The 14,413-nt window shown below is 75.6% G+C and carries 13 protein-coding genes; 5 read left to right on the forward strand and 8 right to left on the reverse strand.

The annotated features are described in order from the left end of the window. The first annotated feature begins 41 nt into the window (after positions 1–41). Complete coding sequence (rarD, locus tag VGN74_RS10325; RefSeq protein WP_327447855.1) at positions 42–941, forward strand: EamA family transporter RarD; 900 nt, start codon at positions 42–44, stop codon at positions 939–941. 543 nt (positions 942–1,484) lie between these two features. Here the strand turns inward: rarD and VGN74_RS10330 are convergent. After that, on the reverse strand, positions 1,485–2,288 hold the full coding sequence (locus VGN74_RS10330; RefSeq protein WP_327447857.1) for a tryptophan 2,3-dioxygenase: 804 nt from the start codon (positions 2,286–2,288) through the stop codon (positions 1,485–1,487). An 81-nt stretch (positions 2,289–2,369) separates the two neighbouring features. On the opposite strand from VGN74_RS10330, the gene VGN74_RS10335 reads away from it, so the two are divergent. The 4 genes from VGN74_RS10335 (at position 2,370) to VGN74_RS10350 (ending at position 4,185) form a co-directional block, all read left to right on the forward strand. Then, the gene (locus VGN74_RS10335) at positions 2,370–3,191 is read left to right on the forward strand and encodes a type II secretion system protein N (protein ID WP_327447859.1); all 822 of its coding nucleotides are present in this window, start codon (positions 2,370–2,372) and stop codon (positions 3,189–3,191) included. Then, a complete protein-coding gene (locus VGN74_RS10340) occupies positions 3,188–3,646 on the forward strand; it encodes a GspH/FimT family pseudopilin (RefSeq protein ID WP_327447861.1) in 459 nt (152 codons plus the stop codon). The genes VGN74_RS10335 and VGN74_RS10340 overlap by 4 nt, the downstream gene beginning before the upstream one ends. An 87-nt stretch (positions 3,647–3,733) precedes the next feature. Next, on the forward strand, positions 3,734–3,865 hold the full coding sequence (locus tag VGN74_RS10345; RefSeq protein WP_327447863.1) for a hypothetical protein: 132 nt from the start codon (positions 3,734–3,736) through the stop codon (positions 3,863–3,865). Between the two features lie 68 nt (positions 3,866–3,933). Then, a complete protein-coding gene (locus VGN74_RS10350; protein ID WP_327447865.1) occupies positions 3,934–4,185 on the forward strand; it encodes a GlsB/YeaQ/YmgE family stress response membrane protein in 252 nt (83 codons plus the stop codon). Positions 4,186–4,261: 76 nt separating this feature from the next. Here the strand turns inward: VGN74_RS10350 and trxA are convergent, their stop codons facing one another. The 7 genes from trxA to VGN74_RS10385 form a co-directional block, all read right to left on the reverse strand. Further along, positions 4,262–4,603: a thioredoxin gene (gene trxA / locus VGN74_RS10355; protein WP_327447867.1), complete on the reverse strand. Its 342-nt coding sequence runs from the start codon at positions 4,601–4,603 to the stop codon at positions 4,262–4,264. Positions 4,604–4,690: 87 nt separating this feature from the next. Next, positions 4,691–8,122 (reverse strand): double-strand break repair helicase AddA, encoded by a 3,432-nt coding sequence (gene addA, locus VGN74_RS10360; protein ID WP_327447869.1) that lies wholly within the window; start codon positions 8,120–8,122, stop codon positions 4,691–4,693. Then, complete coding sequence (addB, locus tag VGN74_RS10365) at positions 8,119–11,160, reverse strand: double-strand break repair protein AddB (protein ID WP_327447871.1); 3,042 nt, start codon at positions 11,158–11,160, stop codon at positions 8,119–8,121. The genes addA and addB overlap by 4 nt, the downstream gene beginning before the upstream one ends. Continuing rightward, positions 11,157–11,849 (reverse strand): N-acetylmuramate alpha-1-phosphate uridylyltransferase MurU, encoded by a 693-nt coding sequence (murU, locus tag VGN74_RS10370; protein WP_327449463.1) that lies wholly within the window; start codon positions 11,847–11,849, stop codon positions 11,157–11,159. Before murU ends, addB begins: the two co-directional genes overlap by 4 nt. Positions 11,850–11,878: 29 nt before the next feature. Beyond that, positions 11,879–12,988, reverse strand: coding sequence for an N-acetylmuramate/N-acetylglucosamine kinase AmgK (gene amgK / locus VGN74_RS10375; protein ID WP_327447873.1), 1,110 nt, complete (start codon positions 12,986–12,988; stop codon positions 11,879–11,881). Next, positions 12,981–13,439: a tRNA (adenosine(37)-N6)-threonylcarbamoyltransferase complex ATPase subunit type 1 TsaE gene (gene tsaE, locus VGN74_RS10380; RefSeq protein WP_327447875.1), complete on the reverse strand. Its 459-nt coding sequence runs from the start codon at positions 13,437–13,439 to the stop codon at positions 12,981–12,983. Before tsaE ends, amgK begins: the two co-directional genes overlap by 8 nt. After that, positions 13,436–14,311 (reverse strand): GNAT family N-acetyltransferase, encoded by an 876-nt coding sequence (locus VGN74_RS10385; RefSeq protein ID WP_327449465.1) that lies wholly within the window; start codon positions 14,309–14,311, stop codon positions 13,436–13,438. Before VGN74_RS10385 ends, tsaE begins: the two co-directional genes overlap by 4 nt. Positions 14,312–14,413: the final 102 nt, after the last annotated feature.

Consider the following 14,413-nt stretch of genomic DNA (forward strand, 5'->3'; position numbering starts at 1 on the left):
CGGCCGGGCCCGCCGTGCGCGGGCCGGCTGTGGAGTGTGCCGTGAGCGTCGACGCCCGTCCCGCCTATGCGGCCGCCCTCGGGTGCTATGTCATCTGGGGGTTGATGCCCCTGCTGTTCATGGGACAGGCGGCGGCGGGGTTCACCGCGCTGGAGATCCTCGCCCACCGGGCCCTGTGGGCGGCGCCGTTCGCGGCGGCGCTGGTCTGGCTGGCCGGACAGGGGCCGCAGGTGCGGGCGGTGCTGGGCCAGCCGCGGGTGCTGGGCTGGCTGCTGCTGTCCACGGCCCTGATCGCCGTCAACTGGGGCGTCTACGTCTGGGCCACCACGAATGCGGCGACGCTGGAGGCCAGCCTCGGCTACTACATCAATCCCCTGCTCAACATGGTGGTGGGGCTGTGGCTGTTCCGCGAGCGCATCGACCGCTGGGGCTGGGCGGCCATCGGTCTGGCCGTCATCGGGGTGGCGCTGCAGGCGCTGGCGCTGGGCCGGCCGCCGTGGATCTCGCTGGTGCTGGCCTTCAGCTTCGGCGCCTATGGGGTGATCCGCAAACGCGTCCCGGTCGAGGCCCAGAGCGGGCTGCTGATCGAGTGCCTGATCCTGATCCCGTTCGGGGTGGCCTATGTGGCCTGGCTGCAGGCCTCGGGGGCCGGCCATGCGCTGGAGACGCCCGGCAACGCCGCCTGGGCCCTGCTGAACGGGCCGGCGACGGTGATCCCGCTGGCCCTGTTCGCCTTCTCGGCGCGGCGGCTGCCGCTGTCGACGATCGGCTTCATCCAGTTTCTCGCCCCGACGCTGCAGTTCGGTATCGGGGTGCTGTCGGGCGAGGCCTTCACCGCCCTGCGCGGCCTGAGCTTCGCCTTCATCTGGGGCGGGGCGCTGGTGTTCGCGCTCGGCGCCTGGCGGCGGAGCCGGCGGGCGGCGGGGGCCGCCGCGGTTTAGGTCGCGCGCCGCCGCGCGCGGCGAGGGGGAGAAGGACGCTGAGAGTTGCTTCCCCTTTGCCCCCATCCCGTCATGCTCGGGCTTGACCCGAGGATGACGGGCCGTGAACTCGAAGGCCCGCAGGCGACCCGCCGCCGGCCCGGCGCCGCCACGCCGTTGTGTCCTCCGTGTCTCGCTGTGCTCTCTGTGATGCACCTTGAACGGTCGCCACAGCCACCCGGCGTCGGCGCTGACACCCCTCATCCGAGCCGCTCCGCGGCCCACCTTCTCCCGCAAGGGGAGAAGGAAATCCTCTCCTCCCCCGCCTGCGGGGGAGGGGGACCGCGCAGCGGTGGAGGGGGCGAGTGACGGGACGCGGCGCTTGAGGTCGCCCCCTCCACCACGCTGCGCGTGGTCCCCCTCCCCCATACGCTTCGCTATGGGGGAGGAGAGGCGCGCCGAGCCCCCCCACCCGTCATCCTCGCCTGGCGGACCGATGGGCCCCCGGGACGAGCCCGGGGGTGACGACCATCTGAGAGGTCTGCGCGGGTTCGCAGCGTCCGCCTAGAGCGACGTCCGGACGTTCCACAGCTCGGGGAAGCAGCGCTGGCCGAGGGTGCCGGTCAGGTAGGCGACGCCGTCGGTGCCGCCGGTGCCGCGCTTGCCGCCGATGATGCGCTCGACGGTGACCACATGGCGGTGCCGCCAGGTCAGCAGGGCGTCGTCCAGATCGACCAGCTTTTCGGCCAGCTGGTACAGGGCCCACCAGCGCTCGGTGTCGCGATAGACCTCCAGCCAGGCCGCCTCGACCTCGGGTGACGGAATGTAGGGCTGGCGCACGTCGCGCTCCAGCACGGCGCGGGGCGCCGGCAGGCCGGCGAGGGCCAGCTGGTGCAGGGCGTCGTCATAGAGGCTGGGGGCGTCGATGGCCGCCTTAAGCGCGGCGTGGGCCGCGGGCCGCTCGGCATGGACGGCGAGATGGCGGGTGTCCTTGAGGCCCAGCATGGCCTCCAGCCGGCGGAACTGATCGCTCTGGAAGCCCGAGGACGGGCCCAGCACATGACGGAAGCGCTGGTAGTCGGCCGGGGTCATGGTGGCCAGCACGTCCCAGCTGTGGGTCATCACCGCCTGGATGCGGCTGATGCGGGCGAGGCTTTTGTAGGCGGGCACCAGATCGCCGTCGCGGACCATGCGCTTGGCCAGCGTCAGCTCGTGCAGGATCTGCTTGAGCCACAGCTCCTTGGTCTGGTGGATGACGACGAACAGCATCTCGTCGTGCTCGTCGCTGAGCGGGTGCTGCGCCGTCAGGACCTCGTCGAGCGCGAGGTAGCGGGCGTAGGTCATGTCGCCGGAGGCTGGATCGCTCATGCGCCGGTCTTGCCCCGGATCGGGGCGCCCCTCAAGGGTCGGCGTCATACGCCTGTCTCAGGGCGGTTCTAGAGGCCGCCCATGGTCCGGATGCCGACGATCCCCTTCAGGCTGACGCCGCCGTCGATGGCGCAGGCGCCGGCCGTCGTCGCCGCCGTCCTGGGGCTGGCCCTGGCGGTACAGGCCGGCCGCGTGGTCTGGACCCTGGTGAGCCCGATGGACGGGACGGCGACGGCCGCCGCGTCCGCGCCTGCCGCCGCCCCGGTCGATGTCGAGGTGTTCCGGCGCATCGACGCCTTCTTCCGCTCGGGCGCCGGGTCGGCTTTGGGCGGTGCGGGGGCGGGGGCGGACCAGCTGCGGCTGTACGGGGTGCGCGCCGGAGGGGCGGACGGGGGCTCGGCCATCCTCGGTCTGCCCGACGGCAGCCAGCGCTCGGTGCTGGTCGGGGAGGCGGTCTTGCCGGGCCTGATCCTTGAGGCGGTGGCGGCGGACGGGGTGACCCTGTCGCGCGGCGGGGCCCTGATCCGGCTGGGTTTCTCCGAGGCGCCGCCCGGCGCGCCGCCGCCGGCCCCGACGACGGCCCAGGTGATGGCCCCGACCCCGGCGACCCCGGGCGAGGCGGTGGTCGATCCGGCGGCGCTGGCGGCCCAGGCGGGGCTGCGGCCGCGGCTGCGCGGGGCCCGCATCGACGGCTTCATCGTCCAGACCCGCGGCGACGGCGCGGCGGTGCGCGCCGCCGGGCTGCAGGCGGGCGACGTGCTGCTGGCGGTCAATGGCGTCGAGCTGACCGGCGTGGCCCAGGTGGCGCAGCTGCGGGCGCAGCTGGCCGACGCCGCTACGGCCGAGATCCGCTTCGAGCGGGCCGGGGCGGTGCGCACCGTGACGGTGCGGACGCGGCCGTGAGACGGCGGACGGTGAGGCGGCGGGGCTTCACCCTGGTGGAGCTGATGATCGTGCTGGCCATCGTCGGCCTGGCGGCGACGGCGGTGATCCTGACCGCGCCGGACCCGCGCCCGACGGCGGCGATGGCCGCCGACCGGCTGGTCGGGCGGCTGGCCAACGCCCGGGCCGAGGCCATTCTCGCCGGTCGCCCCGTGGCCCTGCGGCTGGACGGGACCGGCTCGGCGGCCCTGCGCCTCGGACGGGCGGGCGACTGGGCGCCGCTCGACGGCGCCGGGCTGGCGGCCGAGGCCTGGCCGGAGGGGGTGACGCCGCGGCTGGAGGCGGAGGCGACCCGCGTGACCTTCGACCCTACCGGCCTGACCGATCCGCAGGTCCTGACCCTGCAGGACGAGCGCGGCGGCCGGGCTGTGGTCGTGGTCGCGGCCACGGGCGAGGCGCGGCGGCCACAGGGGTGACGGAATTGCGGACCCGTTAAGGCTTTGCCGCAACCGCGCCTTAAGTCCGCGCGCTCATGCTGGGATCGCGCTCAACAGGCCTGTCCCATGATCCGCCCCGTCGTCGTCGCTCCGACCGTTTCGCGCCCGTCCCGCCGGGCGCCCATGGCGTCGATCGCCGGGGCCGCCTTCGGGGCCCTCGCCGTGGCCCTCAGCCTCGTGGCCCAGCTGCTGGGCTAGAGCCCCGGGAAACCTTTTCCCGCCCGACGGCATTCTCCCGACAGTGTTTGCTGGAAGGAGACCACACCATGGGCATTCTCGCCTGGATCGTTATCGGCATCGTCGCCGGCTGGCTGGCCGAACAGATCATGGGCCGTAATCACGGCCTGCTGACCAATCTCGTCGTCGGCGTGCTGGGGGCCATCATCGGCGGCTTCCTCGCCGCCAACCTGCTGGGCGTCGCCGTCGGCGGCTTCAACCTCGTGACCCTGATCGTCGCCACGCTCGGGGCGGTGATCCTGCTGTTCCTCGTGGGCCTGTTCAAGCGTCGCGCCGTCTGATCCCGACGCAGGACCCGGATATGCGAAGGGGCGGCCCGGCGGGCCGCCCCTTTGTCTTTCGGTCTCGTGGCCGGTCTCAGCCCTGGCCGGGCGCGGCGACGCCAGCCTCGGCCAGCCATTCGACGATCTTGCCCTTGGGCAGGGCCCCGACCTTCATCGAGGCCATCTGGCCGTCGCGGAACAGCATCAGGGTGGGGATGCCCTTCACCCCGAGGCGCGAGGGGGTCATGGGCGAATCGTCGATGTTGAGCTTGGCGATGGTGACCTGACCGGCCAGCTCGTCGGAGATCTGCTCCAGGGCCGGGCCGATCTGCTTGCAGGGGCCGCACCACTCGGCCCAGAAGTCCACCAGCACGGGCTGCCCGGCCTGCAGCACCTCGCTGTCGAAGCTGTCGTCGGTGACCTTGATGGTGGCCATGTGTCGTCCTTTTCTGATGATGCGGGGGCGGCCTCGCCGCCCGGGCTCGCGGGTCGTCCCCACAGGTGGCGGGCCTGCCGCCGGAAATCAACCGAGGCCGGCGATCGCCGCATCCATCAGCGCTGCCGGGACCGGCATCAGGCGGGGGCCGTCGGTCCAGACCAGCGCGGCCTCGACGGCCCGGCCCGGATAGAGCGTCATCAGGACGGCGCGGTAGAGGGCCAGCTGCAGCACATAGGCGGGCTCGACGTCCCCGACCCGGTCCGGGGCCGGGCGACGCGTCTTGAAATCGACGATCAGCACCTTGTCCGGGGTGATGACGAGGCGGTCGATGCGACCGTCGATGGCCGCGGGCAGGCCGGGGACCCGGCCGGCGAGGGCCGCCTCGGCGCGCGAGCCGGGGCCGAACACCTCCGCGAAGCGCGGATCCTCCAGCACCCCCAGCGCCGCGGCGGTGATCTCCGCGGCGGCCTCGGGCGTCACGCCGGGCGTCCGCGCCAGCAGGGTCGCGGCGCCTGACCGCCAGTCGGCCGGCGGCAGGTCCGGCAGGCGCTCCAGCAGGCGATGGATCAGGGCCCCGCGAGCGAAGCGGCCGAGGCCGGCCCCTGCCGGGCCGGCGGCGGCGAGGAGCGGCGAGGGGGCCGCCTGGCCCGGCAGGGGCGCGAGGCGCGAGGGCGCCAGCACCCGGCTGGCCCGATCGGGCGCCAGCGGCGTCGTGGCCCAGGCGGGCAGGACGGCCGCGGCGGGCGCGCCGGCCGGGGCTTGCGGCGGCAGGCGCGCGGGCGCCGGGCCGAAGCGCCGCGACCCCTCCGGTCCGTCTCCGGGCGTGGTCTCGAGGCTGTCGAAGGTCTCCGCCAGCGCCGTCCACCAGCTGGCGGCGTCCGGCTCGCGGGTGGCGGCGCAGCGGCCGGCGATGAGGATGCGGTCGCGGGCGCGGGTCAGGGCGACATAGAGCAGGCGCAGGGACTCGGCCCGCACCCGGTCGTCGCGCCGGGCCCGGGCGCGGGCCAGGGCCGGACTGTCGTCCGCCTTCTGGCCGAAACAGGCCAGCCAGCCGACCTCGGTCTCGCCGTCGTCGGCGAGGCCGGGGATGAGCAGGGGGTGGGCCCCGCCGCTGCGGCCGGTGGTGTCGGGCAGGACGACCACGGGCGCCTCGAGGCCCTTGGCGCCGTGCACCGTCATGATGCGCACCTCGCCGCGCGGCCCCTCCAGCTCGCGCTTGACCTCGATCTCGGTGGTCTCCAGCCGGCCCAGCGCGGTTTCCAGATCGGTGACGCCCTCGCGCTCGAGGCGCAGGGCCTGGGTCAGGGCCTCCTCCAGCACCTCGGCGGACTCGGCGCCCAGCCGGGCCAGCAGGCGGGCGCGGCCGGAGCGGCCGCTGGCGTCGACCCGCTCCAGCAGGGTCGAGAGAAAGCCGAACGGCCCGCGTCCGGCGGCGCCGCGGGCGGCCTCCAGCACGGCGAGGGCGGCGGCCCAGTCCGGGCGCTCGCCGGCCCGGTCGCGCAGGCTGCGCCACAGCGAGGGGCGCGCCGGATCGGCCCCGGCGAGGGCGTAGAGCGACTCCTCGTCGACGTCGCACAGGGGGCCGCGCAGGATCTCGGCCAGCGACAGGTCGTCGTGCGGGTAGAGGGCGAAGCGCATCAGCGCCAGCAGGTCGCGCCAGGCGATGTGCTCGCCGAGCTTGAGGCGGTCGGCCCCGGCGACGGGCGCGCGCTCGCGCTTCAGGGCGCGGATGATCTCCTCGAACAGGGCGTCGCGCTTGCGCACGAGGATGAGGAAGTCGCCATAGCCGCACGGCCGCAGCTGGCGCGTCTCGCGGTCCATCACCGCCACGCCCTCGCGGACCTGACGGACGATCTCGCGGGCGACGTCGCGGGCCAGCCGCTGCCGGCCGCTGGCTTCGCCCTCGGCGTCGACCGGGTCGAGCCAGCTTTCGCGCTCGACCGTCGCCGGGTCGCGGTAGAGGGGCCAGATCTCCAGACTGCCGGGATCGCTGCGGGCGGGCCGGTGCTGCGGCCGGTCGCCGGTGTCCGGGCTGAGGGCGCGACTGCGCTCCGGGTCGGCCCCGAACAGCTGGTCGACGAAGGCCAGCACCTGGGGCGTCGAGCGCCAGGAGGTCGACAGGGGGGCGAAGGCGAAGGGCCGGCCGGACGCCTCGACCCGCGCCTGGTAGCCGCGGCCTTCCTGCATCAGCCGCTCCGGCCGGGCGCCCTGGAAGGCGTAGATCGACTGCTTCTCGTCGCCGACGGCGAAGACGGTGCGCGGATCGTCCGCCCCGGCGAAGAAGTCGTCCGTCAGGGCGCGGATGATGTCCCATTGCGCCGGGGCGGTGTCCTGGGCCTCGTCGACCAGCACATGGCGCAGCCCGCCGTCCAGCTTGTAGAGCACCCAGGCCGAGCTGGCGCGGCGGGTCAGCAGCTCGACCGTGCGGGTGATCAGGTCGGCGAAGTCGAGCGCGCCGGCCCGCGCCTTGGCCGCCTCGTAGACGCCGGCGTGGACCCGGGCGAGGGTCAGCACATGCCAGGTCATGTCGGCGGTGCGCCGGGCCGACAGGGCCTCGCGAGCGGCGAGCCAGCGCGCCTGCCAGTCCGCCAGCCGCGTCCGCACCGCCTCCGGGATGGTCTTCGTGCCGAGCCGGCTGCGCGGCTCGCCGCCCGTGGTGCAGAACACCGGCTGCAGGCCGGCGTGGGTCCAGGCGGCGTCCGCCATGGCCGCGGCGAGGCTGCGATCGGTGCTGCCGCCCTCGGCCAGGGCTTGGGCGCAGCTGCGCCAGGTCTCGCGGTCAACGCCGGCGAGGAAGTCCGCCTCGATCGCCGCGGCGTCGCGGTCGCGGTGGGCGCCGGTCAGGGCGAAGGGGTCCGGGGCGTCGCCGGCCTCGATCGCGTCGAGCCAGCCGAGCAGCTCGCCGCGCCGGTCTTCCAGCTGCTGCAGCAGGCTCTCGAAGCGGGCGAAGTCGAGCGCCTCGACCAGCGGGGTGAAAGCGGCGGCTACCGGGCCCTCGGGATCGGCCAGCACGGCGGCCGCGAGGTCCTCCCGGGCCTGACGCGACAGGGCGCGGGCGCGAGCGTCCTCCAGCACCTCGAAGCGCGGCGACACCCCGGCCTCCAGCGGGAAGCGGCGCAACAGGGCCTCGCACAGGGCGTGCAGGGTCTGGATCTTCAGCCCGCCCGGCGTCTCCAGCGCCCGGGCGAACAGGCGGCGGGCGGCGGCGAGGGTCGTGTCAGCGATGCGCCCGGGGTCGCGCCCGTCGAGGGCGGCGAGCGTCTGCTCCAGCTCGGCGTCCTCCATCAGGGCCCATTTGCCCAGCTGGTCGAACAGCCGGCCCTGCATCTCGGCGGCCGCGGCCTTCGTGTAGGTGACGCACAGGATGGCGCCGGGCTCGACGCCGGTCAGCAGGAGGCGCGCCACGCGGTTGACGAGCGTGGTGGTCTTGCCCGAGCCGGCGTTGGCGGCGACGAACACCGACAGGGCCGGATCGGCGGCGAGGCGCTGGGGATCGGGGGCGGCGACCGGGCTCATGACCCCTCCTCGGCCGCGCCGTCGTCGCCGACCACGCGCCACTCCCAGACCCGGGCCAGCACATCGTAGTCGCCGTCGAGCCCGCGGGCGAACCGGGGCGCGGTCCACGAACGATAGGGAGTGGCCGGGTCGCGATAGGCCTCGACGCGGCGGCGCAGGCCGTCGAGCGCCTCGGCGGCCAGGTCCTCCGCCGTGCGGGGATCCTTGCCGGCGGGGGCGCCGACGTCGATCTCCTCGCCCCCCTCCCCGCGGCCGCTGAGCCGGACGTAGGTCAGGGCGGCCGGAGGGGCCGCGGGCAGGCCGTCGAAGCCCCCGGCCTGCAGGATGGCGGCGGTCAGGGTCAGCTGCGGAGAGAAGCCGGCGGCGACCGCCTTGCGGGTCGGGGTCATGCCGGTCTTGAAGTCCAGCACCTCGGCGCGGCCGTCGGCGACCTCGATCCGGTCGGCGCGCGCCTTGAGGGTGAAGGGCCCGCCGGTCAGGTCCAGCGTCAGCGCGCCCGACGCCTCGACCGCGCGGGTGAGGCCGGGACGCCGGCGGCGGCGCTCGAAGGCGGCCAGCCAGGCGGCGGTGGTGCGGGCCAGCACCTGCTCGCGGGCCAGCTCGGCGGGGCCGAAGCCGGCCTCGACCAGACCGGCCAGAATGTCGTGCTCCAGCTGCGCCGCGGCGTCGGCGGGCACGGCGTCCGGATGGCGCTCGCCCAGCCGCTCGATGGCGGTGTGCACCGCGTCGCCGCGGGCGGCGGCGGCGAAGGACTCGCCGGGGCGGCGCAGGCGATCCAGCCCGAGGATGTAGCGGGCGTAGATGGCGTAGGGGTCGCGCACCCAGCGCTCGATGGCGGTGACGTAGAGGCTGGACGGCCGACGCGCGAGCGGCGGGCGCGGGGTCGGCGGCGGGGCCAGCCGGGCCGGGCCGGCGGGAGCGTCGAGGGCGCGGGCCAGCGCAATCGTGGCCGTGTCGACCTCCGGGGCGGCCTTCGCCCCCATCGCCATCATCTCCAGCCGCCACAGCCAGCGCGAGCGCACCGTCGGCTGGCCGCCGCGGCGTTCGATATGCACCAGGGTGACGTCCGGGGCGGCGGCGGCCTGGACGAAGTCCTGGGCGGTCTGGCCCAGCCGCCGCTCGGGCGAGGGCAGGTCCAGCGCCTTGCGCATGGCGCGCGACAGGAAGGGGTCGACCTGGGGGCCGGCGGGCCAGACGCCTTCCTCCAGCCCGGCGAGGATCATCACATCGGCGCGCACCAGCCGGGCTTCGATGGCTCCGAGGATGCGCAGCCGCGGGTGGGTGGCCCCGCCCTGTCGGATCGGCTCGGCGGCCAGCAGTTCGCGCACCAGCGCCGGGAGGTCGTCGCGGCTGACCGGACCGAGCGCCGGGCCGGCCTCGATCAGCCGGGTCAGCAGGCCCGCCGCCGCCTCGCCGTCGGCGCCGGACCAGGCCTCGGGCCCGGCCAGGGTCTCGACCAGACCGACAAGGGCGCGGGCGGCGTCGCCGGCCGGCGCCTCGGGAGCGAAGGGCGCGCGCGCGGCGGCGAGGGCCTGGTCCAGCACCGTGACCAGAGCGTCGGCGCGGGCCAGCTGCCCCAGCTGGTCCGCCGACGGCGGCCGGCCGCGCCGGTCCGGCTCGCGCGCCTTCAGCAGCCGCTTTCTCAGGTCGGCAAGGTCGCGGGGCGGGGCGTCGCGCAGGGCGGCGGCCTCCAGCGCGTCGCGGCCGGCCAGCGCCTCCGGGGCGCCGGGCAGGGTGGTCAGGGGGTGCTTCAGGGCGGCGAGGATCAGGTGCGGAGACAGGGGCGCGGCGAGCCAGCGGGCGACGAGCTCGACGAGGCCGCCGGCGGGGGTCTGGTCCAGCGGGACGCCGGCCGAGACGTCGGGACGCACGCCCCAGCGGGCGAGGCGGGCCTCGACCCGGCGCGACAGGTCGAGGTCGGGGCTGACGAGGGCGCAGGTCAGGCCCGGCGTCTCCAGCGCCTGACGCATCTTCAGCGCGATGGCGGCGGCGGCCTCGTCCTCGTGCCGGGCGGTGAGGGTGCGCAGGCCGGCCAGCGCCTCGCGTACCGGCTCGCGCCCGGACCCGGCCTCGCGCGCGGTCCAGGCCTTCAGGGCGCCGCGCCAGGCGTCGGTGGCCTCGGCCGGGCGCAGGGCCTCGTTGAGCAGGCGCTGGCGAGCGCGGCCGCGGGCGTCCTCCGGGGCCGGCCAGGTGCGCACCGCCTCGCGCGCCACGCCGGCGCGGGTCAGCAGGGCCTTGAGCGCAGCCTGGGGGTGCTGGTCCTCGATCTGGTCCCAGACCGGATCGGGCAGGTCGAGGTCGAGACCGGGCAGGATCACCGCCCCCTGCGGCGCGCCGGCGACGGCGGCCAGCACCGCGGCGGCGGCGGGCAGGGTGCCGGTCGAGCCGGCGGCGATCACCGGGTGCGCCGGCGGGGCGGCGTCCCAGTGTTCGGCCAGCCGGCGCAGCAGAGCGGCGCGGCGCTGCGACGGGTCGCTGGCCCCCAGCTCCGCCAGCCGGGCCGGCCACAGCTCCAGCGCCCCGCCCAGCAGCCGGGCGGCCTCGCGCCAGTGCTCGGCCAGATCGGCCTCGACCAGATCGACGACCCGCCCGGGCCGCTCGACCTCCTCCAGATAGACGGCGTCGAGAAAGCCGCCGAGGGCCTCGCCGAGGGCCAGGGCGCGAACCGGGGCGGGGTGGTCCATCAGCCGGGCGGCCAGGGCCGCCAGCTCGAAGCGCCGGGTCAGCGGGTCCAGCGGCGGCGGCAGGTCGAAGCCGAGGGCGCCGGGGGTGAAGGGCGGCTCGTCGGCCTCCAGATCGCCCAGCGGCCGGACCTGGGGCAGGAGCACCGGGCGGTCCGACACCTCGGCCAGGGCGGCGGTGAAGGCGCGGGCGGCGCGGCGGTTGGGCAGCAGCACCAGCAGGTCGGACAGGCGCTCGGGCGGCTCGGGGCCGAGCCAGTCGAGCAGACCCGCCGCCACGTCGCGCAGGAACGGCCGGTGGGCGGCGACCGCCCACCAGCGCGGCCCGGCCGGGGCGAACGGGTCGAAACGGCTCATCCCGTCTCCGCCAGCCTCGCTTCGGCGGCGTCGCGGGCCCCGGGATCGCCGACGTGCATCCAGTCCCCGTCCAGCACGGTCCCGAACAGCCGGCCCTGGTCCGCCAGCCCGCGCCAGATGCGGCTGAGCGAAAAGGGGCCCTCGGGGCCGTCATCGACCACCTGCGGCCGGGTGATGTGCACGCCCATATAGGCGTAGGGGGCGCTCGAGGCGTCGCCGCGGAAGGTCAGCCGGCCGTCGCCGTCCATGAACAGGTCGCCGGCCCCCTCGAAGCCGATGGAGCCCTCGCGTCGGGCCAGCAGCAGCGCCGCGTCCATGCGCTCCGGGTCCCACAGGCGGATGAGGTCGCCCAGGGCGTCGCCGCGGTCGATCCAGACGCTGTCGATATTGGCCACGAACACCGGCGCCTCGCCCAGCAGGGGACGGGCCTTCTTGAGGCCGCCGCCGGTCTCCAGCAGCTCGGCGCGCTCGTCGGAGATGACGATGCGCGGGGCGGCGCGGCCGGCGAGGTGGCCCTCCAGCCGATCAGCGAACCAGTGGACATTGACCACGGCTTCCGCGACCCCGGCGGCGGCCAGCCGGTCCAGCACATGGTCGATCAGGGCCCGGCCGCCGACCTCGACGAGGGCCTTGGGCCGGTCGTCGGTGAGGGGGCGCATGCGGGTGCCGAGCCCGGCGGCCAGCACCATGGCGCGGCCCGGGCCTGAAATCTGCGCGCTCATCGGCCGAGCTCCGCGGGCACGTGGGCGGCGACCCAGGCGGCGACCGGCTCCAGCCCGGGGGCGGCGAGGTTGCGGCGGAAGTGGGCCCACATGCGCGGCATGAAGGCGGCGTAGCGGGGCTTGCCGTCGCGCACGATCAGCCGGGCGAAGATGCCGAGGATGCGCGCCTCGTTCAGGGCCGCGAGGCCGGCGTAGGCGGCGCGGAAGGCCTCGCGGTCCACGCCGGGGCGCAGGGCGAAGTAGTGGTCGAGCGCCGCCGCCTCGAGCTCGGGGGCGACGTCGCGGCGGGCGTCCTGCAGCAGGGAGTGCAGGTCCCAGGCCGGGTGGGCGCGGACCGCGTCCTGGAAGTCGATCATGCCGGCGCGGGCGGGGCCGTCGCGGTCCGGCAGCCAGATCAGGTTCTCGGCGTGATAGTCGCGGTGGGCCAGCACGCTCGCGCCCTCGGCGCCGAGGGCCGTGACCGGGGCCCAGGCGGCGCGCCAGGCTTCGATGGCCGCCGCGTCGAGGACGAGGCGCGGCTCCAGCTGCGGCAGCCACTCGACGAACAGGTCGGCCCCGGCCTGCAGGGCCACGGCGTCATAGTCGAGGATCGGCCAGGGGCCGGCCGGGCCGTCGATCACCGCCGGTGGGTCGCCGGCGTCGTGCAGCCGGGCGAGGGCCTCGACGGCGCTGACATAGAGCGGGCGCTCGTCGGCGCCGGCGGCGATGACCCGGGCGAACAGGTCGTCGCCGAAGTCCTCCAGCACGGCGAGCCCGGCGGCGGCGTCGAGCGCCACGATGTCCGGGGCCGACAGGCCCAGCGACCGCAGATGGGCGGCGACGGCGGCGAAGGCCTCGATGCGGCCGGCGGAGAGGCGGGCGAGGGCGTTCCAGCCTTCGGCGCGGCGGCGCGCCGCGTCCCAGGCCGGATCGGCCGGGCGACTCTCGGCGGCGGGCGGCTGGTCCATCAGCATGAACCGCGTCCCGTCCGGCCGGGTCAGGCGCTCGTAGCGACGCGTCGAGGCGTCCCCGGGCAGGGGGTCGCGCCGGGCGTCGGCCAGCCCCGCCGCGGCGAGGAAGGCGCGGCGCAGGTCCTCGCGGGGATCAATAGCGACAGGATCAGACATGGAGGTCACGCAGCTTCATCTCCCAGCTTCCTGCGCCAGAAACGGTCGCCGTCCGGCCGTCGCCTTCCGGGGCGAGGGTGATCGTCAGACGATCCGGGCCGACCCAGCGGTCGAGGTCCTCGCCCAGCCGTTCGGGCCATTCGACCAGCACGGCGCCGTCGTCCAGCGCCTCGACCAGACCGATCTCGCGGACCTCTTCCGGCCGGTCCAGCCGGTAGAGGTCGAAGTGGGCCAGGGGCGGCGCGGCGTCATAGTACTGGACGAGGGTGAAGGTCGGGCTGGGCACCTCCTCGTCGGGGGTGGTCAGGGCCCGGATCAGGGCGCGCGCCAGGGTCGACTTGCCGGCCCCCAGCGGCCCGTACAGCAGCACCGCCTCGCCGGCGGCGAGGTGCGGGGCGAGGGCGCGGCCGAGGGCCTCGGTGGCGGCGGCGTCGGGCAGGGCGATGGTCATGCGAAGGGGGCGTCCGGCTGGCCGGGCAGGACCCGCTCGACATAGGCCTTGAGGGCTTCGGTGGCCTTGCCGGAGTCGACATCCAGCCGGTCAGGCGGGACCGGCGGCCCGACGCGCAGCTCGAAGCGGCGCCCGGTCTTGTTGAGCATCTCGTGGAACAGGGTCACGTCGCGCAGCTCCTGCGAGACCCTGTCGAACAGGTGGAACAGGGTGGAGGTCGGGCCGGCGACGTGGATCGGGATGACCGGCGCGTCGTGGCGCCGCGCCAGGGAGGCGGCGGTGGTGGCCCAGGGCGGGTCGGTCAGGGCGCCGTCAGGACCGACGCGGGCCAGCCGCCCGGCCGGGAACATGACGACGCAGCGCTCCTGCTCGAAGGCCTCGCGGGCGGCGGCGAGGGTGGCGCGGGTCTTCTCGCGGGTGCGCTTGGCCTCGACCCACTCGACCGGAATGACGCTCTCGGCCAGGCGCGGGCTGACCCGCAGCGCATCGGCGTTGGCGAAGTAGATGGCGTCGCCGCGCACCTGCTGCACGGCGGCGTGGACAGCCAGGCCGTCGGCGATGCCGGTCGGGTGGTTGGCGATGACGAGACAGCGGCCCGTGTTCGGAATGCGGTCGGGATTGAGGGTCCGGACATCGAGCTGCAGCAGGTCGGTGACATAAGCCAGGGTGTCCGCGCCCGGCAGGTCGGCGATGGCGTCGGCCATGGTCCGGGCGCGGCCGTAGCCGAGCAGGGCGTAGAGGGCCGGGCGCACCAGCGGCCACAGGGCGGAGCCGGTCAGGCGCGGCGCCCGCTCGGCGATGAGCACGTCGACGATGTGCGCGCCCGCAGGGGCGGCAGGGGCAGACGGGAGAGCGGGATCGACGGCGACCATCGCTCCGCTTGTCGCCGCTTCGGCGAGGTCCGGCAAGCGGTCCGGCGTCCTGCGGCGACCCGGACCGCTTGGCGGCGGCGAGGGGCGTGCTACCGATGCGGC

The organism is Brevundimonas sp., assembly GCF_035998205.1.
In the GTDB taxonomy this organism is placed as follows: domain Bacteria; phylum Pseudomonadota; class Alphaproteobacteria; order Caulobacterales; family Caulobacteraceae; genus Brevundimonas.